At 64.3% G+C, this 20,895-nt stretch carries 17 protein-coding genes; 11 read left to right on the top strand and 6 right to left on the bottom strand.

What is annotated here, in order from left to right; translation table 11 throughout:
- The first annotated feature begins 100 nt into the window (after positions 1-100).
- The 5 genes from mgtA (at position 101) to DK366_RS00635 (ending at position 10,774) form a co-directional block, all read left to right on the top strand.
- Positions 101-2,770, top strand: a complete 2,670-nt coding sequence (mgtA, locus tag DK366_RS00615) for a magnesium-translocating P-type ATPase (protein WP_109123580.1) — start codon at positions 101-103, stop codon at positions 2,768-2,770.
- Positions 2,771-3,120: 350 nt separating this feature from the next.
- Entirely contained in the window at positions 3,121-4,770 is a 1,650-nt protein-coding gene (locus DK366_RS00620) for a Na/Pi cotransporter family protein (RefSeq protein ID WP_109123581.1), read from the top strand.
- Positions 4,771-5,053: 283 nt separating this feature from the next.
- On the top strand, positions 5,054-6,163 hold the full coding sequence (locus DK366_RS00625) for an efflux RND transporter periplasmic adaptor subunit (RefSeq protein ID WP_109123896.1): 1,110 nt from the start codon (positions 5,054-5,056) through the stop codon (positions 6,161-6,163).
- Positions 6,156-9,257, top strand: a complete 3,102-nt coding sequence (locus DK366_RS00630) for a CusA/CzcA family heavy metal efflux RND transporter (RefSeq protein WP_109123582.1) — start codon at positions 6,156-6,158, stop codon at positions 9,255-9,257. Before DK366_RS00625 ends, DK366_RS00630 begins: the two co-directional genes overlap by 8 nt.
- Positions 9,258-9,259: 2 nt before the next feature.
- The gene (locus DK366_RS00635; protein WP_109123583.1) at positions 9,260-10,774 is read left to right on the top strand and encodes an efflux transporter outer membrane subunit; all 1,515 of its coding nucleotides are present in this window, start codon (positions 9,260-9,262) and stop codon (positions 10,772-10,774) included.
- A gap of 3 nt (positions 10,775-10,777) precedes the next feature.
- On the opposite strand, the gene DK366_RS00640 is transcribed toward DK366_RS00635, so the two are convergent.
- From DK366_RS00640 to dnaG, 3 genes are all read right to left on the bottom strand, one after another.
- Positions 10,778-11,380 carry a pentapeptide repeat-containing protein gene (locus tag DK366_RS00640; RefSeq protein WP_109123584.1) on the bottom strand — a complete coding sequence of 201 codons (603 nt, stop codon included), beginning with the start codon at positions 11,378-11,380 and terminating at the stop codon, positions 10,778-10,780.
- A 10-nt stretch (positions 11,381-11,390) separates the two neighbouring features.
- Positions 11,391-12,017, bottom strand: a complete 627-nt coding sequence (locus tag DK366_RS00645; RefSeq protein ID WP_109123585.1) for a DedA family protein — start codon at positions 12,015-12,017, stop codon at positions 11,391-11,393.
- A gap of 186 nt (positions 12,018-12,203) precedes the next feature.
- Complete coding sequence (gene dnaG, locus DK366_RS00650; protein ID WP_109123586.1) at positions 12,204-13,994, bottom strand: DNA primase; 1,791 nt, start codon at positions 13,992-13,994, stop codon at positions 12,204-12,206.
- Positions 13,995-14,126: 132 nt separating this feature from the next.
- Here dnaG and DK366_RS00655 point away from each other — a divergent pair, with 132 nt between their 5' ends.
- Positions 14,127-14,783, top strand: coding sequence for an N-acetyltransferase (locus DK366_RS00655; protein WP_232820857.1), 657 nt, complete (start codon positions 14,127-14,129; stop codon positions 14,781-14,783).
- A gap of 5 nt (positions 14,784-14,788) precedes the next feature.
- Here DK366_RS00655 and DK366_RS00660 read toward each other — a convergent pair whose 3' ends face one another.
- Positions 14,789-14,959 (bottom strand): DUF1328 domain-containing protein, encoded by a 171-nt coding sequence (locus DK366_RS00660; RefSeq protein WP_109123588.1) that lies wholly within the window; start codon positions 14,957-14,959, stop codon positions 14,789-14,791.
- 207 nt (positions 14,960-15,166) lie between these two features.
- Between DK366_RS00660 and DK366_RS00665 the strand changes: the two genes are divergently transcribed.
- A complete protein-coding gene (locus DK366_RS00665; RefSeq protein ID WP_109123589.1) occupies positions 15,167-16,909 on the top strand; it encodes a S41 family peptidase in 1,743 nt (580 codons plus the stop codon).
- A 28-nt stretch (positions 16,910-16,937) separates the two neighbouring features.
- Here the strand turns inward: DK366_RS00665 and DK366_RS00670 are convergent, their stop codons facing one another.
- Together DK366_RS00670 and rpsU are read right to left on the bottom strand one after the other, a co-directional pair.
- Positions 16,938-17,384, bottom strand: coding sequence for a GatB/YqeY domain-containing protein (locus DK366_RS00670; RefSeq protein ID WP_109123590.1), 447 nt, complete (start codon positions 17,382-17,384; stop codon positions 16,938-16,940).
- A gap of 198 nt (positions 17,385-17,582) precedes the next feature.
- Positions 17,583-17,798 carry a 30S ribosomal protein S21 gene (rpsU, locus tag DK366_RS00675; protein ID WP_014404075.1) on the bottom strand — a complete coding sequence of 72 codons (216 nt, stop codon included), beginning with the start codon at positions 17,796-17,798 and terminating at the stop codon, positions 17,583-17,585.
- A gap of 123 nt (positions 17,799-17,921) precedes the next feature.
- Between rpsU and tsaD the strand changes: the two genes are divergently transcribed.
- The 4 genes from tsaD (at position 17,922) to DK366_RS00695 (ending at position 20,852) form a co-directional block, all read left to right on the top strand.
- Positions 17,922-18,947 (top strand): tRNA (adenosine(37)-N6)-threonylcarbamoyltransferase complex transferase subunit TsaD, encoded by a 1,026-nt coding sequence (gene tsaD, locus DK366_RS00680; RefSeq protein ID WP_109123591.1) that lies wholly within the window; start codon positions 17,922-17,924, stop codon positions 18,945-18,947.
- A gap of 121 nt (positions 18,948-19,068) precedes the next feature.
- On the top strand, positions 19,069-19,428 hold the full coding sequence (folB, locus tag DK366_RS00685) for a dihydroneopterin aldolase (RefSeq protein WP_109123592.1): 360 nt from the start codon (positions 19,069-19,071) through the stop codon (positions 19,426-19,428).
- Positions 19,429-19,440: 12 nt separating this feature from the next.
- Positions 19,441-19,923 (top strand): 2-amino-4-hydroxy-6-hydroxymethyldihydropteridine diphosphokinase, encoded by a 483-nt coding sequence (folK, locus tag DK366_RS00690; RefSeq protein WP_109123593.1) that lies wholly within the window; start codon positions 19,441-19,443, stop codon positions 19,921-19,923.
- Positions 19,924-19,997: 74 nt separating this feature from the next.
- Positions 19,998-20,852, top strand: coding sequence for a DUF6159 family protein (locus DK366_RS00695; protein ID WP_109123594.1), 855 nt, complete (start codon positions 19,998-20,000; stop codon positions 20,850-20,852).
- Positions 20,853-20,895: the final 43 nt, after the last annotated feature.

Below are 20,895 nucleotides of genomic sequence, written 5' to 3' on the forward strand. Positions count from 1 at the left end.
TGCGGCGAAGTCCGTAGTGCACGTATTGGCGTCACGCGCGGGGTAACCCCGCCGGCTCGCTGGTCCGGCCCAGATGTCACCGATTTCACGGAAGCGAGTCATGTTGAAGCACTCCACCCAGACCGTCACCGGCAAGACGGCCGGCACGAGCGCCGCCGCACCGGTGCGCGTGGCCGTTGCGCAGGAAGCGTTCCGCCACAACGAGGCGCTGTATGCGGCCCTCGATACCAGCGCCGCCGGCCTCAACGAAGAGCAGATTTCCGAGCGACTCGATCGCGACGGCGTCAACGAGGTCTCGCACGAGAAGCCGCCACACTGGTCGTTGCAGCTGCTTACCGCGTTCAAGAACCCGTTCATCATCGTGTTGCTGGTGCTGGCGGTCGTCCAGTTGCTCACCGACAGCAGCGACCTGACGGGCCCGATCATCATCGCGGTGATGGTGGGCATCAGCGTGCTTTTGAGCTTCACGCAGGAATACCGTTCGTCCAAGGCGGCCGAGAAGCTCAAGGCGATGGTGCGCAACACGGCCACCGTCACGCGTCGCGCGTCGGACGGCCACAGCGAGCGCATCGAAGTGCCGGTGGGCGAACTGGTCGCGGGCGACATCGTGCATCTCGCTGCGGGCGACATGGTGCCCGCGGACCTGCGCCTGGTTTCCGCGAAGGATCTGTTCATCAGCCAGGCCATCCTGACGGGTGAGTCGCTGCCGGTGGAGAAGTCCGCACCCGCGCACGTGCATACCGGAAGCGAACTGGAAGGCGGCCAGGCGACGGACAATCCGCTCGACCTGCCCACCGTCTGCTACATGGGCACCAACGTGGTGAGCGGCAGCGCCACGGCTGTCGTGGTGGCGACGGGTTCGCGCACGTATCTGGGTTCGCTCGCGCGGACCATCGTCGGCGAGCGCGTGCAGACCAGCTTCGATCGCGGCGTGAGCAGCGTCAGCTGGCTGCTGATCCGCTTCATGGCGGTGATGGTGCCGATCGTCTTCATCATCAATGGACTGGACAAGCACGACTGGCTGCAGGCCTTCCTGTTCGCGTTGTCGGTGGCCGTGGGCCTGACGCCCGAGATGCTGCCGCTGATCGTGACGGCGAACCTCGCCAAGGGCGCGCTCGCCATGTCCAACCGCAAGGTGGTGGTGAAGCGCCTCAACGCGATCCAGAACTTCGGTGCGATGGACGTGCTGTGCACGGACAAGACCGGCACGCTCACCCTCGACAAGATCGTGCTGGAGCGTCACCTCGACCTGTACGGCGAAGAATCGGATGAGGCGCTGGAATACGGCTACCTCAACAGCCGCTTCCAGACGGGGCTGAAGAACCTGATGGACAAGGCGGTGCTCGAGCATCGCGACCTGGAAGAAACCGCGCAGCACTACCGCATCGTCGACGAGATTCCGTTCGACTTCCAGCGCCGCCGCATGTCGGTAGTGCTGGGTAATGGCGACGGCCACGAGCTGCTGGTGTGCAAGGGCGCCGTCGAGGAAATGCTTTCCATCTGTTCGTCGGCAAAGATCGAAGGCGAGATCGTCCCGATGACGGACGAGATGCGCGCCGAGATCAAGGCGATGACGCGCGGCCTCAACGAAGACGGCCTGCGCGTGCTCGTGGTGGCCATCAAGCAGCAGCCACCGGCAGGGCGCGCCTACGGCGTGGCCGACGAAAGCAGCCTGACTGCCGTCGGTTGCCTGGCCTTCCTCGATCCGCCGAAGGACAGTGCGGCCACCGCCATCGCGGCGCTGCATCACCACGGCGTGGAAGTGAAGGTGATCACCGGCGACAACGAAGCGGTGACGCGCAAGATCTGCCGCGAAGTGGGCCTGGATGTGGAGCACTCCGCGCAGGGCAAGCACATCGAGCCGCTGAGCGACGACGAGCTGGACGCGCTGGTAAAGCGCACCACCGTGTTCGCCAAGATGTCGCCGCTGCAGAAGGCGCGCGTGGTGAAGTCGCTGCAGCGCCAGGGTCACACCGTGGGCTTCCTCGGCGATGGCATCAATGACGCACCGGCGCTGCGCGAAGCGGACGTGGGCATCTCGGTGGATACCGCCACCGATATCGCCAAGGAATCGGCGGACATCATCCTGCTCGAAAAGAACCTGATGGTGCTTGAGGAAGGCGTTATCGAAGGTCGCATCACCTTCGGCAACATCATCAAGTACATCAAGATGACTGCCAGCTCCAATTTCGGCAACATGTTCTCGGTGCTGGTGGCGAGCGCGTTCCTGCCGTTCCTGCCGATGCTGCCGCTGCAGATCCTGGTGTTGAACCTGCTGTACGACATCTCGCAGCTGTCCATTCCGTTCGACCGCATGGACGACGAATACCTGCGCAAGCCGCGCAAGTGGGACGCCAGCGACATCGGCCGTTTCATGGTGTGGATCGGTCCGGTCAGCTCGATCTTCGACATCACCACGTTCCTGCTGCTGTGGTACGTGTTCGGCGCTAACTCGACGGAACACCAGTCGTTCTTCCAGTCGGGCTGGTTCATCGAGAGCCTGCTGACGCAAACGCTGATCGTGCACATGATCCGCACGCGCCGCATTCCGTTCCTGCAGAGCATTGCGTCTGCACCGGTGCTGGCGCTGACCACGGCGATCATCATCGTCGGCATGCTGATCCCGTACATGGGCATCGGCAGCAAGATCGGCATGGTGCCGCTGCCGGGCGTGTACTTCGGCTGGCTGGCTATTACGGTGCTGACGTATTGCGTGCTGACGCAGCTGGTGAAGCTGGTCTACATCAAACGGTACGGGCGCTGGTTGTGAGGGAAGGCGCGGTGGCTTTCTGGTTGCCGCGCTCCAAGGCCTCATGCCGGTGATGTGACACGCGATTTTTCCAGGCCTTCCTCTGGCGGCCCAGTCGGCTATTCACAACCCGGTGCCAGCGCGCATGTTTTCCTCACCGTCATTCCCGCGAAGGCGGGAATCCAGTGCCTTTTCGCTCTTCGAGCCAAAATCAACGGCGCTGGATTCCCGCCTTAGCGGGAATGACGGCCAGGGAGCCTGAGGTTTCAAGCGGTGATCGCTGCGCACTAGCGCTTTGCCACTACCAAAGACTTCCGCAAGGCATCCCATCGATGCTTTCGCGTATTCGCTTTTTAAAGGGAGGTCACGCCATGAAAGGCACCTTCGCTCTTCTCGATATCGCCGGCTACGTCGCCCTGCTGCTGTGGGGCACGCACATGGTCACCAGCGGTGTGCTGCGTGGCTACGGCAGTGCATTGCGTCGCTGGATGGGCCGTTATCTCGGTCATCGCCCTGCCGCGCTCGGCTTCGGCGTGTGCGTCACGGCGTTGCTTCAGAGCAGCACGGCCACGGGCTTGATGGCGACATCGTTCGCCGCCAGCGGCTTCCTGGGGCTCGCGCCGGGACTGGCCGTGATGCTCGGGGCCAACGTGGGTACGACGCTGATCGTGCAGGTGATGTCGTTCGACATCTCCATCGTGGCGCCGGTTTTGATCCTCATCGGCTTCACGGTGCACCGCCGTACCGACGATGTGAGCTATGAAAACCTCGGCCGCGTCTCCATTGGCCTTGGCCTGATGCTGCTTGCGTTGCACCTGCTGGTCGGCGCGATGGCGCCGGTGGAAAACGCCACCGTGTTGCGCGCCATTCTGCAAAGCCTGGCAAGCGAACCGGTGTTGGCCATGCTGGTGGCCGCCGTGCTCACGTGGGCCTGCCATTCCAGCGTGGCGGTGGTGCTGCTGATCGTGTCGCTGGCGACCGCAGGCGTGGTCGATGCGCCCGGTGCGCTCGCACTCGTGTTGGGCGCGAACCTGGGCGGCACCATTCCTGCCCTGATGGAAGCGCATACGCCAGTCGCACGTCGCCTGCCGATGGGTAACCTGATGGTGCGCGCGTTCGGTTGCGTGGTGTGCCTGCCCATGCTGCCGCTTATCGCGCACTGGCTGGCGCCGCTGGGGGCGTCGCCGGCGCGCATCGTGGTGAATTTCCATACGGCGTTCAACGTGGCGCTCGCACTGATCTTCATCGTGCCGGTGGAAAGCCTGGCTCGCCTGCTGGTGCGCCTGCTGCCCGAGCCGCCCAAGCCCAACGATCCGGGCGTGCCGCAGTACCTCGACGAAGGTGCGCTGGAATCGGCCAATGTGGCGCTGGCCAATGCCGCGCGCGAATCCATGCGCATGGCCGACATGGTGGAAAGCATGCTCAAGGGCCTGGTGGAAGTGTTCGGCAAGGACGATCGCGTGCGCGCCGCTGCCATCAGCCGCATGGACCCTTCGCTCGACAAGCTGGGCATGGCCATTCGCGAATACCTGGCCGATCTGGGCGGTGAAGCCCTGAACGAGGAAGACGGCGAACGCAGCCAGGAGATCCTCGCGTTCGTCATCAACATCGAACACATCGGCGACATCACGGCGAACAACCTGATGGAATTCGCCGCCAAGAAGGCCGAACGCGGGCAGGATTTCTCCGCCGACGACATACAAGATCTTGCGGCCATGCACGCGCAAGTGATGGAAAGCCTGCGACTGGGTCTTACCGTATTTCTACGCGGTGACCTGCGTGCCGCACAACAATTGGTCGCACGCAAGGAAGCGCTGTGGCGCCTCGAGAACGAGGCCTCGGAACGCCACATCAAGGCGCTGCGCGAGCGTCGAGATGGTGGCGGCGGTGGAGACGTCTATCTGCGCATCCTGCGCGACCTCAAACGCATCCATTCGCACCTTGCAGCCCTGGCTTATCTCCCCCTGGAGCGCGCCGGCATGCTGCAGGACCGGCTGATTCGCGAGCCCGCGACGACCTGACGTAAGCCTCATTCCCTATCGTACTCATCCTGTAACGGAGCAACGGCACATTGGACCCGGACCCATCGACTGACATCGAACAATTTGCTGACGACGTCGACCCCGTTCCTGCGTTCGCTCCTGTCTGAGTGAACCCGCACGCGGCGGCCGGCATCGGCAGAGCCGCGAGCGGGTCATGCGACGGCACCCTTCAGGTGCCACGCGCTATCCCTTCGCTATGGCTGCTTCATGGTTCCACGGCCGTGACGGGCAGCTGCATGCCAAGTATTTGCAGGGACACCTCATGACGTACCGACTGACCCCACTCTTCCTTGTCGTCGCCACTTTGTCGCTGGCGGCTTGTTCTCACCACGCCGACGAGCAGGCGCCGCCGCCCGCCGTGGTAGACGACCATGGCGTGCTGCGCGTGCCCGATGGCTCGCCGCTGCGCAAGGCACTCACCGTGGCACCTGTAGAGATGCGCGAGGCGCCGCACGCACGCGTGTTTCCTGCCACGGTGGAGTCCGATCCCACGCGCACGGCGAACGTAGTGGCGCCACTCACCGGCCGTATCACCGAGCTGAAGGTGGGCCTGGGTGATCACGTGGAGCGGAACCAGTTGCTTGCCGTGATCGAGTCGGGCGACATGGCGCAGGCCTATGCGGATGTCGCCAAGGCGAACGACGCGCTGGCACTGGCGAAGAAGGGCATGGATCGCGCACGCGGCGTGCAACAGGCCGGTGGCAACGCGGTGAAGGATCTGGAAGCGGCGCAGAGCAACTACAACCAGGCGCAGGCGGAGCTCGATCGCGCGCAGACGCGGCTGCAGTCGATCAACAGCGGTGGTCAGGGCGGAACGTCTCGCAGCATTCGCATCACCTCGCCGGTCAGCGGCTATGTCACGGCGCTGTCCGTGGCGCCCGGCACGTACGCCAACGACACCACCACGCCCTTGATGACCGTGGCCGACATCGACTCGGTGTGGATCACTGCCAACGTGCCTGAATCCGACGTGGGCGGCATCGCCAAGGGGCAGGCGGTGGATGCCACCTTGTCCGCCTATCCCGACCAGGTGTTCCACGGAAAAGTGGGTTTCATCAGCCAGGTGCTGCAGTCGGATACGCGTCGCGACATGGTGCGCGCCGTATTCGCCAATACGGATGGACGTCTGAAACCCAACATGTTCGCCAAGGCCAGCATTGCCGTGCCGCAACCGGCCCAGGTGTTCGTGCCCGAATCATCGCTGCTGATGAACAACGACAACACCACGGTGTTCGTGGAGGTGTCGCCGTGGGCGTTCGAGCGCCGCGCGGTGGAGTTGAGCTACGACGAAACTGCGGGTGCGCGCGTGGTGAAAGGCCTCAAGGCCGGCGACCGCGTGGTGGTGAAGGGCGGAGTGTTGCTCAATGATTAATCAGCTCTTCCACTTCTGCTTCCAGAAGCGCGGGCTGTTCATCGTCGTCGCGGTGCTGGTGCTGATCTTCGGCTACTACTCGTGGACGCAGCTGGCCATCGAGGCGTACCCCGAACTGAGCGACGTCACCGCCCAGGTGACCACGCAGGTGCCGGGGCTGGCCGCCGAGGAGATCGAACAGCAGGTCACCACGCCGCTGGAACGTGCCTTGTCCGGTACGCCGGGCCTGGTGGCCATGCGCTCCAGCAGCACGTTCGGTCTCTCGCTGATCACGCTGGTGTTCAAGGACGGCTCGGAGGATTACTGGGAGCGTCAGCGCGTGACCGAGCGCATTGCGCAGGCCACGCTGCCAGCGGGCATCACGCCCAGTCTCGATCCGGTGTCGGGGCCGGCGGGCGAGATCTATCGTTACACGCTCGAATCCACCAGCAAGAACCTGATGCAGCTGTCGGAGCTTCAGAACTGGGTGGTTGTGCCGGCGCTGGAGAAGATTCCCGGCGTGGCCAACGTGGATGTGTTCGGCGGCTTCACCAAGGAGTTCCAGCTGGAGCTCGATCCCGCGCAGCTGCTGCATTACGGCGTCAGCGTTAATCAGGTGACCAGCGCCATTTCATCCAATACGGCCAATGCAGGCGGCGGGCGCATTACGCGCGGCGCCCAGTCGTACATCGTGCGCGGCATCGGCATGGTGCACACGCTGAAGGATCTGGGCGACGTGGTGGTGACGCAGAACAACGGTGTACCCGTGCTGGTGCGCGACCTGGGCAAGCTGCAGTACGGCCACCAGGTGCGTGAAGGCATTCTTGGCAAGGACAACAACCCCGACACGGTCGAGGGCATCGTTGACCTGCTCAAGTACGAAAACCCCTCGCGCGTGCTGGAAGACATTCACGCCACGGTAGCCAAGCTCAACAAGCAGCTTGAGCCGCAGGATGTTCGCCTGGTGCCGTACATCGATCGCGACGACCTGGTGAATGCCACGAAGGAAAAGGTGTTCCATACCGTGATGGAAGGTGTGGGCCTGGTGTGCATCGTGCTCATCCTGTTCCTGGGCAGCCCGCGTTCGGCGATGGTGGCGGCGGTGGCCATCCCCATGTCGCTCGTCACCGTGTTCATCCTGATGCAGTTCACGCACATGCCAGCGAATCTGTTCTCGCTGGGTGCGATCGACTTCGGTGTGATCGTGGATGGCACCATCGTGGTGACGGAGGCGATCCTGCGGCGTCGCGAAGAGAAGCCGAACTCGGTGCTCACCGAAGACGATGTGATGACGGTAACCAAGCACGTGGGTCGCTCGATCTTCTTCGCCACGTTGATCATTGTCACCGCGTACCTGCCGCTGTTCGCGTTCGAACATGCCGAAGGCAAGCTGTTCCGTCCCATGGCCTTTACCGTGGGTTACGCGCTGCTGGCGGCGCTGCTGTGTACGGTGACGCTCACGCCGGGTCTTGCCTACTTCGCGCTGCGCAAGCCGCGCAAGATGTTCAAGAACAAGCCGCTTGAGCGTCTGCAGGCCGGATACACAGCGATGCTTGCAAGGCTGCTGGGCAAGCTGCCGGTGGTCTATTCGGTGGCGGGCGTCGCCCTGGTTGGCGTCCTGGTGCTGGGCGCTTCCATCGGTCGCGAATTCCTGCCGGACCTGGACGAAGGATCGCTGTGGCTGCAGGTGCAGATGCCATCCGGTTTGTCGCTGGACAAGGCCAGCGAGATGACGTCGGACCTGCGCCGCGTGATCCGTGAGTTCCCCGAGGTGTCGTATGTGGTGACGCAGCTGGGTCGAAACGACACCGGCACCGACCCTTGGACACCGTCGCACGTGGAATCCGGTGTGGGCCTGAAGCCCTACGACACCTGGCCCAGCGGTGAAACCAAGGACCAGTTCATCCGCAAGTTCAACGCACGCATGCAGCAGATTCCCGGCGTTACCGTGGGTATCAGTCAGCCGATCGTGGACGGCGAGAACGACATGATCGGCGGCGCGCACAGCCCCCTGGTGCTGCGCATCTACGGTGACGACCTCAGCGAACTTCGCCGCATCGGCAATGAGATCGTGGATGTATTGCACGGCGTGCGCGGCACCGCGGGAGCGTCGGTTTTCCAGGAGCCGCCCATTCCGCAGCTGGCCATTACCGCGGATCGCGATGCGGCTGCGCGTTACGGCATCAACGTGGGCGACATCAGCGGTCTTATCCAGACGGCGATTGGCGGATCTCCGGTGACGCAGGTCTACGTGGGCGACCGCATCTACAACGTCACCACACGCGTATCCAATGCGACGGCCAACAATGTCGAAGCCATCGGGCAGTTGCCGTTGAGCGCCGCCAATGGTGCGCAGGTGCCGTTGAAGCAGGTGGCGGACATCCGTTTCAAGACGGGCGAAAGCACCATCGCGCATCAGGAAGGCAAGCGCCAGATCACCATCGGCGTGGAGAACCGCGACCGTGCGTTGTCCGAATACCTTGCCGATGCGCAGGCGCAGATCGATGCGAAAGTGCATTTCGACAAGTCGATCTACCAACTGCAATGGGCGGGCACGTTCGAAAACCAGCAGCGCGCGGAAGCACGCCTTGGTGTCGTGATGGCGCTGGTGATGGGCATCATGCTGGTGTTCCTGTTCTTCGAATTCGGCAAGTTGCATCAGGCAGTCATGGTGCTGGCCGTGGTGCCGCTGGCAACGGTGGGTGGTCTCATCTCGCTGCATTTGCGTGGCGAGACACTCAACATCGCTACGGCAGTGGGCTTCATCGCGCTGTTTGGCGTAGCCGTGCAGAACGGCATCATCATGGTGGCGAATATCAATCGCGTGCGTAAGCACGGGCACGGCCTGCGCGATGCCGTGCTGGAAGGCGCCACCGAGCGCTTCCGTCCCGTGTTGATGACCGCGACCGTGGCCAGCGTCGGCATGTTGCCGGCGGCGCTTGCGACCGGCATCGGCACCGATGTGCAGCGCGGACTTGCCACGGTGGTCGTGGGCGGCCTGCCCATCGCCACGCTGCTGACGCTTTTCATTCTTCCGGGTTTCTACTTTGCGGTGGAGCGCTACATCGAGCGCCATCGTCGCAAGAGCCGTCCGCACCCCTCGCGGGAGCTGTGATCATGAACCAGTCACTGTTGTTTCGTTCCCTTCGCACTGCGCTTGCCCTGGGCGTAGTCGTGACGCTTGCGGGTTGTGCGGTTGGGCCCGATTACAAGCGGCCACAGACGTCGCAGGCACAAACCTACTCACCCACGCCGATGCCAGCGCAGACGGCGTCGGCCAGTGGCCCGGCGGGCGAATCGCAGCATCTGCTGGCGTCGATGGATATTCCGGGCCAATGGTGGACGCTGTTCCACTCCGAGCCGCTCAACGGCCTGATCGCCGACGCGCTCAAGCACAACGCGGATATCGAGGCGGCACACGCGTCGTTGCAGGCATCGTGGGAAGCCGTCTATGCGCAGCGTGGTGCTTACTTCCCCACGGTCAACGGCAGCTTCAATCCCACGCGGCAGGATGTCGCCAACGATGTGGCGAGCGGCGTGGCGTCCAACGCCAACCTGTACAGCCTCACCACGGCGCAGGTGAGCGTGTCGTACGCGCTGGATATCTGGGGACTCAACCGGCGGCAGGTAGAATCGCTTGCGGCGCAGGCAAACCAGCAGCGCTTCCAGCTGGAGGCCACGTATCTCACGCTGACCAGCAACGTGGTGAATGCAGCGATTACCGAAGCATCGCTGCGTGCGCAGATCGACCTGACGCATCGGATCATCGACGAGCAGGAAAAGATCCTCGGCACGTTGAAGCGTCAGCAGGCGTTGGGTGATGTTTCAGACGCCGCGATCGCTGCGCAGGAAGCCACGCTGGAACAGAGCCGCGCCACGCTGCCGCCGCTCGACAAGCAACTCGCGCAACAGCGTGATTTGCTGGCCACGCTTACCGGACGAACGCCTGACCAGCGCATTGACGCCACGTTCCAGCTGGATGCATTGCAGCTGCCCGCTGAATTGCCGGTCAGCTTGCCTGCGCAGTTGGTGGATCAGCGCCCCGATGTGCGTGCCGCAGAGGAGCAGCTGCACGCGGCCAGCGCGGAGGTGGGTGTGGCCATCGCCAACCGCTTGCCGAACGTGCAGATCAATGCGTCGTTCGGCAATGCGTCGGAACAGATGAGTCATCTCTTTGGCGCGGGCAGCGGTTTCTGGGGTGTGGGCGCCACGGTGACGCAGCCCTTGTTCGACGCGGGCACGCTCAAGCACAAGCAGCGTGGCGCCGAGGCGGCCTATCGCCAGGCAGCGGCGCAATACCGCGGCACGGTGCTGGGTGCGATGCAGAATGTGGCGGACACGCTGCACGCCATCGATGCCGACGCGCAGGCGCTGGCCGCCGCGCAGCGGGCCGAGCAGGCGGCTGCGCGCAGTCTGGATATTGCCAGGCGTCAGCTGGCACTCGGTGACCTCAGCGAAAGCGCCATGCTCAATGCGCAGCTCACCTGGCAACAGGCGGCGCTGACGCTGGTACAGGCGCGCGCCGCGCGTTACGCCGACACCGTGGCGCTGTTCCAGTCGCTGGGCGGCGGCTGGTGGCACCGGAAGGACGAGCAGGAGACGGCGACCGCGCGGTCGGACACGCCGCGCTAGGTGTCAGTCCTGCAGTTCGATATCGAGGCTGTCGAGCAGCGAGACAGCCTCGGGCAACGAAAAGCGTGCCCGCTTGATGTCGTTGGTGAAGATGTTGATGCGGTAGTTCAGGGCATCGGTGAAATTGGCGCCGGCCAGTCGCGTGCGTGCGAATACGCTGTCACGCAGGTCGGTGCCGTTGAAGTCTGCGCCTTGGGCGTTGGCGTCGGTGAAGTCGACGTCCAGCGCGCGGCATTCGGCCAGCACGCATTCGCTCAGGTCCAATCCGAAAAAGCTTGAGTCGTTGAGCACGCAACGGTGGAACCGGAGCGCCTGCGCCATGCGCACGCGTGGCCAGTGCGCCTGCGTCCAGTCAATGCCGACCATCTTGCAGTCGCTGAAGCGCACCGCATCGAAACCGGTGCCGGTGATCTTCGCCAGGCTCAGGTTGCACTCGTGGAATTCGCAGTCACTGAAGCGGCAGCGTGTGAGCGTGGCCTCGCTGAAGTTGCAACGCGTAAAGCTGCAATCGCGAAAGCGCACGCCGTCGATGGCCGCGCCGACCAGGTCGAGGTCCGCGAAGGCCTGGTCGTCATAGGCTGTTTCGGTCAGCGCGTGCGTGGCCATGCCTGAGGCGTCAGTGCGGGTTGGATTCACACGCTACGCGGCGCTTGCGGCGCCACCACAGCGCCAGCGCCACGATCAGTGCCACGCTGCCGACCAGCCACAACCCGTTCTGGCCGCGATGAATCCACTTGGCCAGCCACTCGTGGTTGTCCGCGCCCAGATAACCCAGGTAGACCCAGAGCGGCACGCTGATCAGCGCGGCGAATCCGTCCAGCAGGAAGAAGCGCAGGAACGATACGCGATGGGTGGAACCCGCGGTAATGAATACGGCGGTGCGCATGCCGGGCAGGAAGCGCGCGATGAACATCAGGCGGTTGCCGTAGCGTTCGAACTTCTCCTGCACCTTGGCGTAGCGCTCGGGCGTAAGCACGCGCGCGACGAAACGGATTTTGAGAATTCGCGCACCGAAGTGATGGCCGAGCAGGAACATGCCCGCATCGCCCACCAGCACGCCGGCCATGCCGACGCCAACCATGGTGTGCACGTTGGCATAGCCAAGGCCCGCGATGACGCCGCCGGCGACCAGCGTGATGTCTTCCGGCAAGGGGATGCCTGCGCCACACAGCAACAACGCGATGAATACCGCGAGGTAGCCGTTTTCGGCGAACACCGTGACCAGTCGTTCAAGCAGTTCCATCACTATCCATGCCCGGGCGACCCATGCCCCACAAGAGTGCTCGATGATCCCATAGGAAAGCGTCCGTGCGCTTGCGGTGGCGCAGAACGCATCCCTGCCATTCCCGGGGGAATGGCGGTGCGAGGCGCCATCTTGCAAGGGCGTTGGTTAGAAGGCTGTTCTTTCCGTGCCGGGATGGCGCATATGTCAGCGCTGTGACGCGGTAGGCGTCACGCGGGCGGCCAGCAGCTCGCGCAGTTCGGCTTTCTCGGCGCTATCCAGCGTGCCTTCGCGGCTTTTGGTGGTGAGCCAGTCACGCCGTTGGATCACGGCCTGTTCTTCCATGCGCCGCAGGGCGTCGAAGAACTCCGCACGCTGCGTTTCCGGTTCCCCCACGACCATGGCCGCCATCAACTTCTGGAGCGCGGGATATTCAGCGCGCTCGGCAAAGTGCTCCACCAGCATGGCGGGGTTGATGCCAGGACGCGAGCGCGCCAGGTCGATGAGTTCTGCCAGCAGTTCCACGCCCGGCTTGTCCAGGCGCAGGAAGCCATAGGGGCGTTCCACCTGGTCGGCCGCACCCGGTTGTGCCAGCAGCAGGGCAATGGCGCTACGCACCAGCGAGCGTTGCACCACCGTGGGACGCTGCGTGGCGGTGCGCGGTGCGGGTGAGGTATCGAGGGTGGCGCGGGCGCCGGTGCGCTTTTCCAGTTCCTGCGCCATCAGGTCGCGGAAGGCGCCATCGGGCAGGCGTGCGATCAACGGGCGCGCGCGTTCGGCCAGGCGGGCGCGCCCATCCAGGCTACCGGTGTCCACGTCGTGCGCCAGTTCGCCGAAGAAGTATTCGGAGAGCGGCGTGGCGGCCTTCAGGCGTTTCTCAAAACCGTCCTTGCCTTCCTTGCGGATCAGCGTGTCCGGATCTTCGCCATCGGGCAGGAACAGGAAATACGCCTGGCGACCGTCGCGCAAGCGCGGCAGCGCCGATTCCAGCGCTTTCCATGCAGCCGCACGGCCGGCACGGTCACCGTCGAAGCAGAACACCACATCGGGCGCGGCGCGGAACAACACTTCGGTGTGTTCCGGCGTGGTGGCCGTGCCCAGCGTGGCCACCGCAATCGGCAGGCCGGCCTGATGCATGGCGATGACGTCCATGTAGCCCTCGACCACCACGATGCGGGCGAGACTGGGGTTCGCCTGTTTCACCTGCCACAGCGCGAACAGTTCGCGGCCTTTGTGGAACAGCGGTGTTTCCGGCGAATTGAGGTACTTCGGCCCCGGCTCTTTTTGAGGAGTGCGGGCAGGGATGCCCGCTTCTTGACCTTCGCGCGCAGGAGGCGCGCTGGAAATAATGCGACCGCCAAAGGCGATCACGCGACCACGTCTATCCATGATCGGAAACATCAGGCGTTCGCGGAAACGGTCGTAGCGATTGCCGCGCTCGTTGCTGGCCACCATGCCCGCTTCGTTGAGCAGCTTGGTGCGCCGGTCGCTGCCGCCGAGCGCCTTGATCACGCCGTCGAAGCCCGCCGGCGCCCAGCCGATGCGGAAGCGCGCGATGGTTTCCGCGTCCAGCCCGCGCTTCTTGCAGTAGGCCTGCGCGTCGGCACTCTTGGGCAATTCGTTCTCGTACCAGCGTGCGGCCTGGTCGAGCAGGGCGTAGAGGTCGGTCTTGTCCTCGCGCGGACGATCGTCGCCGCCTTCGCGTGGCACGGTCATGCCCACGGACTGCGCCAGTTCTTCCACCGCATCGGGGAATTCCAGGCGCTCGTAATCCATCAGGAACTTCACCGCGCTGCCGTGTGCGCCACAGCCGAAGCAGTGGAAGAACTGCTTGGCGGGGCTGACGTAGAACGACGGTGAGCGTTCGTTGTGGAACGGGCAGCAGGCGGTCCATTCGCGCCCGGCCTTTTTCAGCGGCACACGCCGCTCGATCACGTCGACGATGTCGACGCGAGCAAGCAACTCGTCGATGAAGCTGTCCGGGATACGTCCGCGCATAAGGTCTGTAGTTTATCGGTTGCGGCCCGACTCTGGCCGTTTGGGCCCCGGTTTGGGCCTCGCCGCCCTCTGGTAACCGCGCCGGCGTGCCCTATGCTGGCGCTGGGGAGCCGACAAGGCTTTGGGGGAATCATGGGGAAAGTGTTGGAGATGGCCAAGTCGGGCCAGCAGGTGCGTTTTCGCCCTGCGTCGCCGGACGATGCCGACGCGGCCGTGCCGTTGATCTACAGCTCAGGCCCGGTGGCCTTCGATTACGTGTTCACCACCCGCGATGGCGGGGAGGCGGAAGCCTTTCTGCGCTATTGCTTCGTCGATGGCGCCGGTGAGTTCGGTTGGCGCAACCACTGGGTGGGCGTGGCGGAGGGGCAGGTGGTGGCCGTGGGGGCCGGCTACGGAGCGGACACCAAGTGGCCGTTCACGCTGGCGGCGGCGCGGCAGATCATCGGCCATTACGGCGTTCGGCGAGGGCTGGGCGTGATCGCGCGCGGGCTGCGCGTGGAATCGCTGATCCGACCGCCAGACGGCGACATGCACTACCTCGCGCACCTGGCTGTACTGCCCGAATTGCGCGGGCAGGGCGTGGGCCGCGCGCTCATCGACATGCTGGTGGGAACGGCCCGCGACATCGGGCGCTCCCGTGTCACGCTCGATGTCGCGGCCAGCAACCCCAGGGCCGAAGCCCTTTACCGTCGCGCCGGCTTCAAGGTCATTGGCGAGCGCATATCGCGGCTCGCCAATGAGCGTGGTCGGGTCCCTGACCATCGGCGCATGGAACGCATCGTGGACTGACGCCGTTACGCCATGTGGATGATGCCTACCACGGCAAGCAAGGCGATCAGGAACAGGATGATGAAGATCGCGAACAACACTTTGGCGATCGCGCCGGTCACGCCGGAGAGCGTGCCGAAACCCAGCCAGCCGGTCACGATCGAGACGATGGCAAGGATGATGGCCCACTTAAGCATGTGTCACTCCCATGGATTGAATTTGGCGCTGCTTTTTTAGGTTCTGGAATGTGAAGGCCGTGCAGTGCGCTTGTGCAGGACACGCAAGGCGCGCTGCGCGACCGAGCAGCCATTAAGGAAGAAACCGCGACCAACGGCAGGGTGCGGCCCGTCCCCGACTTGCTAGCCTTGGGCGTCGGCCTCGGGGGAGGCCCAGGGAGGAAGACCATGCGTCATGGATGGACGGCTATAGGTACGGCATACCTGCTGGCGTTTTCGGTACAGGCGCAGGACACTTCGCTGGAGGCGCGGTACGCGCATCTGCAGGCGCTGAACAACCAGGCTTATTCGCTGATCGACGCGCAACCGCGCGATCCCCGCAAGCTTGCCCAGGCGGCCGAACTGCTCAGGCAGTCACTGACGGCCGAAGAACAATTGCGGCCAACGTTTCGCGACAACGCGTTCTACGAAGCGGCCGGCGAAAGCCGGCACAACGACGCCACCCTGATGCTCGCCCGTGCCTACGCCTTGCAGGGCGACAAGGAGCAGGCTCTCTCCACGCTCGAAGCGTTGACGAAGGAATCGTTCGTCGGCTCGTATCGGGCCGATGAGATAGCAAAGGACGAGGCGTTCGCCGACCTGCGCCATGAGCCGCGCTATCAAGCAGTGATGGCGTCATACCGCCGTCTGGATACGCTCTGGAACGCGCCGGCCATCGCCACGTCTTCTACGGAGCTGGACGAGGCGCAGCGCGTCGCGGGCCTGTCGTTGTTCTGGTCCGAGGCGCGATACAACTTCGTGCACTTCGATCATGTGCCGGATCTGGACTGGAACCAGGCCTATCTCGATTTTCTGCCGAAGGTGATGGCTGCCAAAAACCTGCACGATTACTACGACGTGATGATGCAGTTTGCACCGCTGCTGCATGACGGCCACACCAATATCTATCCGCCCAAGTCGATCCAGAACGAGTTCTACGCACGACCGCCGGTTCGTACGGCATGGATCGATGGACGCGTGCTGGTCACCGCCGTACGCAGTCCGGCGCTCGCGTCAGAGGTGAAGGTGGGTGATGAAGTACGGACGATCGATGGTCAGGACGTTCGCGCCTACGCACGGGAACACGTGGCGCCCTACGCCAGCAGCTCCACCCCGCAGGACGCTGATGTACGCGCCTACGACTATCAGCTGCTGCAAGGCGATCATCGCAAGCCGGTGACGCTGGGCTTGCAGGGTGCTTCGGGGCCTGTGCGCCAGGTGACGCTGTCGCGCGAGAAAGATCCGCAGACCCAGCGCGCGCCATCGTTCGAGTGGCGCATGCTGCCTGGTGGCGTTGCCTATCTGGCGCTCAACGAATTCGAGGACGAGGATGGCGTGAAGGCTTTCGAGCGGGCGCTGCCCGAGATCCTCAAGGCAAAGGGATTGATCCTGGATGTGCGCCAGAACGGTGGTGGATCGGATCTGATGGCGGCCAACATTCTCAGCTATCTCACAGACCAGCCCATTCCTGGCGCACAAACCCGCAGTCCCGAATACGTACCGGTTTTTCGCGCCAATTCCGGGCCCTACATGAGCTGGATGACCCTGTCGCCCGGTTCGTTCGAGAAAGAGCGCAAGCAGCACTATCGCGGTCCCGTGGTGCTGCTGATCGGGCCCCGCACCTATTCGGCGGCGGAAGACTTCGTGGCTGCCTTCGACAGCATCAAGCGAGGCACGCTGGTGGGCGAGGCCACCGGTGGCAGCACGGGTGCTCCGCTGGAATTCAACTTGCCGGGCGGTGGCTCGGCGCGTGTCTGCGCCAAGCACGATGCTGCGCCTGACGGGCGAGAGTTCGTTGGCAAGGGCATGGCCCCGGCCATCGTGGTGGCGCCCACCGTGGCGGACATCCGGGCGGGGCGCGATCCGGTGCTGGAACGGGCGGTGGCGCTGCTTACGGGCAAGCTCCCGGCCGCAAGCCCTGCGGCGCCCTGACGGGCGCCGACTCGGGCAATGCCGGCCATTAGCCGGCCAGGCGCGCCTTGATGCGGCCGGACACTACGCCCATGTCGGCGCGGCCGGCGGCCTTTTCCTTCACGGCGGCGACCACCTTGCCCATGTCACGGGCCGAGCTGGCGCCCGTTTCGGCGATGGCGGCCGTAATCAGGGCGTCGATTTCCTCGTCGCCCATCTTGGCCGGCAGGTAGACCTCGATCACCTTCATTTCGGCGAGCTCGACATCGGCCAGGTCCTGGCGGTTAGCCGCCTGGTACTGGCTGATGGAGTCCTTGCGCTGCTTCACCATCTTCTCCAGCACGGCCAGCGTCTGGACGTCGTCCAGCTCGATGCGCTCGTCCACTTCGCGCTGCTTGATGGCGGCCAGGATCAGGCGGATCACGCCCAGGCGGTCCTTTTCGCCGCCGCGCATGGCGGCCTTCATGTCGTCGGTGAGCTGCTGTTTGAGGGTCATGATCTCTTTCCTTGGAAGCGCAAAAGCCAGCAATCGGGAAACACAAAAGCCGGCGTTGCGAAGGCAACGCCGGCTAGTGTAGGTCTATCGTCAGCGGCAGCGGATGGACGCGCCAGTCTGCCAAGCTACCTGTCGTGGCGCCTAATGACACAAGGCGCCGAAAACCCGTCGATCGTCCGCCAGGCGGACGAAGAGGGCTCAGTACAGGCGCGTACGACGCGAGGTGTCGCGCGAGAGACGGCGCAGGTGACGCTTCACGGCTGCAGCGCGCTTGCGCTTACGCTCCTGGGTCGGCTTTTCGTAGAACTCGCGCTTGCGGGTCTCGGCCAGGACGCCGGCCTTTTCGCAGGTGCGCTTGAAGCGACGGAGGGCAAGCTCGAACGGCTCGTTCTCGCGGACTTTTACGCTGGGCATGGAAACTCCAAGTGGTAGACTGGCCCGCCTGAACGAGCCGTTTGAATACGGTGAGCCGCGAAGTATAACGTGGAAACGACAGCAATTTCAAAGCCCCAGTCTGATTCCCCGGCAAACAAGCCAGTGCTGGGCATCGAGACCTCCTGCGACGAGACCGGCGTGGCCCTTTTGCGCTGGGAACCGGACGCGCCCGGGAAGGGCCTGCTTTCACACACGCTTTACAGCCAGATCAAGCTGCACGCCGAATACGGCGGCGTGGTTCCCGAGCTGGCCAGCCGCGATCACGTGCGCAAACTGCTGCCGCTGGTGCGCGAGGCACTGGCCCAGGCGGGCCTGACGCCGGCCGATCTGGGAGGCGTAGCCTACACCGCCGGCCCCGGCCTGGTGGGTGCCCTGCTGGTGGGGGCTTCTGCTGCGCGGGCCATGGCCTGGGCGCTGGGCGTGCCGGCCATTGGCGTACATCACATGGAAGGCCACCTGCTGGCCCCGCTGCTGGAGGAGGACCCGCCGGAGCCGCCGTTCGTGGCGCTGCTGGTGTCGGGTGGCCACTCCATGCTGGTGGAGGTGAAGGGCATCGGCGAATACAAGATCCTGGGCGACACCCTGGACGACGCTGCCGGCGAAGCCTTCGACAAGACCGCCAAGCTGATGGGCCTGCCGTACCCCGGCGGCCCCGCACTGGCGAAGCTGGCGGAGCAGGGCAGGCCGGGCGTGTTCCGTTTTTCCCGGCCCATGACGGATCGTCCCGGTCTGGATTTCAGCTTCTCGGGCCTCAAGACCCAGGTGTTGCTGGCCTGGCAGCAGTCGGACAAGAGCGATCAGACCCGAGCCGACGTGGCCCGCGCGTTCGAGGAAGCCATTGTCGACACCATGATCATCAAGTGCCGCCGCGCCCTGCAGGCCGCGGGGGCGAAGCGCCTGGTGATTGCCGGTGGCGTGGGCGCCAACAAGCGCTTGCGTGCCGAGCTTGCCGCCGCGGGGGAGAAGGACGGCTTCAAGGCCTACTTCCCGCGCCTGGCGTTCTGCACCGACAACGGCGCCATGATTGCGCTGGCCGGCGCGATTCGCCTGGCGCACGGCCAGCATCAGGATGAAACGGTGCAGGTATTCCCACGCTGGGACCTGGAAACGCTGCCGCCGGCGATGTGATGACAACGCATTCCCTTGTGGGAGCGCACCCTGTGCACGACCGCAGCGTCTGGACGTAACCGCTTCATTGGCTCGTCGCGCACAGGGTGCGCTCCCACAGTTAGATCGCTACCCTATCCGCATGGATATCGTTTTCATCGAAGACCTGCGCATCGATGCCGTCATCGGCATCTACGACTGGGAGCGCCGCGTGCGCCAGACGTTGTCGTTCGACATCGAAATGGCGTTCGACAACACGATCCCCGCCGCCAGCGACGACATCGCGCTGACGCTCAACTACAAGGACGTGTCCAAGCGCCTGATCGAGTACGTCGGCGCGTCCAGCTTCGGGCTGGTGGAAACGCTGGCGGAAAAGTGCGCGGCCATCATCCGCGAGGAATTCGGCGTGTCGTGGGTGCGCGTGAAACTGTCCAAGCCGGGCGCCGTGCGTGGCGCCAAGTCGGTAGGCGTTCGCATCGAGCGCGGCACGCGCCCGCAGTGACGCATTGATTCCATGGCACGCGTCTACCTGAGCCTGGGCTCCAACCTTGAGCCCGTTCGCCACCTCCGTGCTGCGCTGGACGAATTGCGCGCGCACTTCGGTGACATTGCCGTTTCGCCCGCCTATCGCAGCAAATCGGTGGGTTTCGATGGCGCCGATTTCGTGAATCTTGCGGTAGGGCTGGATACGGATCTTTCGCCCGAAGCGCTCAACACGTGGCTGCATGCCCTGGAAGACCGTCACGGCAGGTTGCGTGATGTGCCGCGTTATTCGGATCGTACGCTCGACGTGGACATCGTGCTGTACGACGACCTCGTGCGGCAGGGCGAAGGCCATCTGGACATTCCCCGCAAGGAACTCAAGCACGCCTTCGTGCTCAAGCCCATTGCCGACATTGCGCCGCAGCTCAAGCATCCGGTGACGGGGCAGACCATGCGGGCGCTGTGGCAGGCCTTCCCCGCCGAGAGCGAACCGCTGGAGCCGGAGCCGCTTTAAAGCGCTGCACTGTCGCCAGGACGCGGCTGGTGCTAGAACTCGCGCACCCAACACAGGACAGGGAGACTAAGGGTATGGCCGGTCGTTTTGCACGAAGCTGGACGCTCATGAAGGCGAGCGCGGATGTGTTGCGCTCGGACAAGTCGTTGTTGATGTTCCCGCTGGCATCCAGCATCTGCTGCTTGCTGGTGGCGGCGAGTTTCCTCATTCCCGTCATCGCTGCGATGGTCGCCGCCGGCGACGTGGCGGAGCACGGCCACCGCATGACGGCGGGCGGTTACGTGCTGATGTTCCTGTTCTATCTGGCGCAGTACTTCGTGATCATTTTCTTCAACACCGCACTGGCTGGCGCCGCGCTGGCTCGCCTGCGCGGCGAGGAAACGAGCTTTGCCGATGGCATGGCCATCGCCAAGTCACGCATCGTGAGCATCTTCGGTTATGCGCTGATCGCCGCCACCGTGGGCCTGGTGCTGCGTGCACTGCAGGAACGCCTGGGTCTGATCGGTCGTCTCGTGGCCGGCTTCCTCGGCCTCGCCTGGACGGTGGCGACGTTCCTTGTAGTGCCCGTATTGGCCAGTCAGGACGTGGGCCCGACCGACGCCATCTCGCGCAGCGTGGAACTGCTCAAGCGTACCTGGGGCGAGAACCTCATCGGCAATGCCGGCATCGGCGTGGTGTTCGGCCTGCTGATGTTCCTGGCTATTCTGGTGGCGGCGCTGCTGGTCGGCGGTGCCTTCGTCACGCAGTCGATCACGGCCATCATCGCGGCCATTGTCGTCGCCGTGGTGGGCATCACCATGCTTGGCCTGATCCAGGCCTCGCTGCAGGGCATCTACGCCGCGGCGCTCTACCGCTACGCCGAAGACGGCGAAGTGGGACACGGTTTCGATCAGCTGATGCTGGAGCAGGCGTTCAAGCCGAAGAAGTGATCGCGGTGGGAATCGCGTCAATGAAAGGGGCGCTTCGGCGCCC

The organism is Dyella sp. C11, from assembly GCF_003121485.1.
Lineage (GTDB): Bacteria > Pseudomonadota > Gammaproteobacteria > Xanthomonadales > Rhodanobacteraceae > Dyella.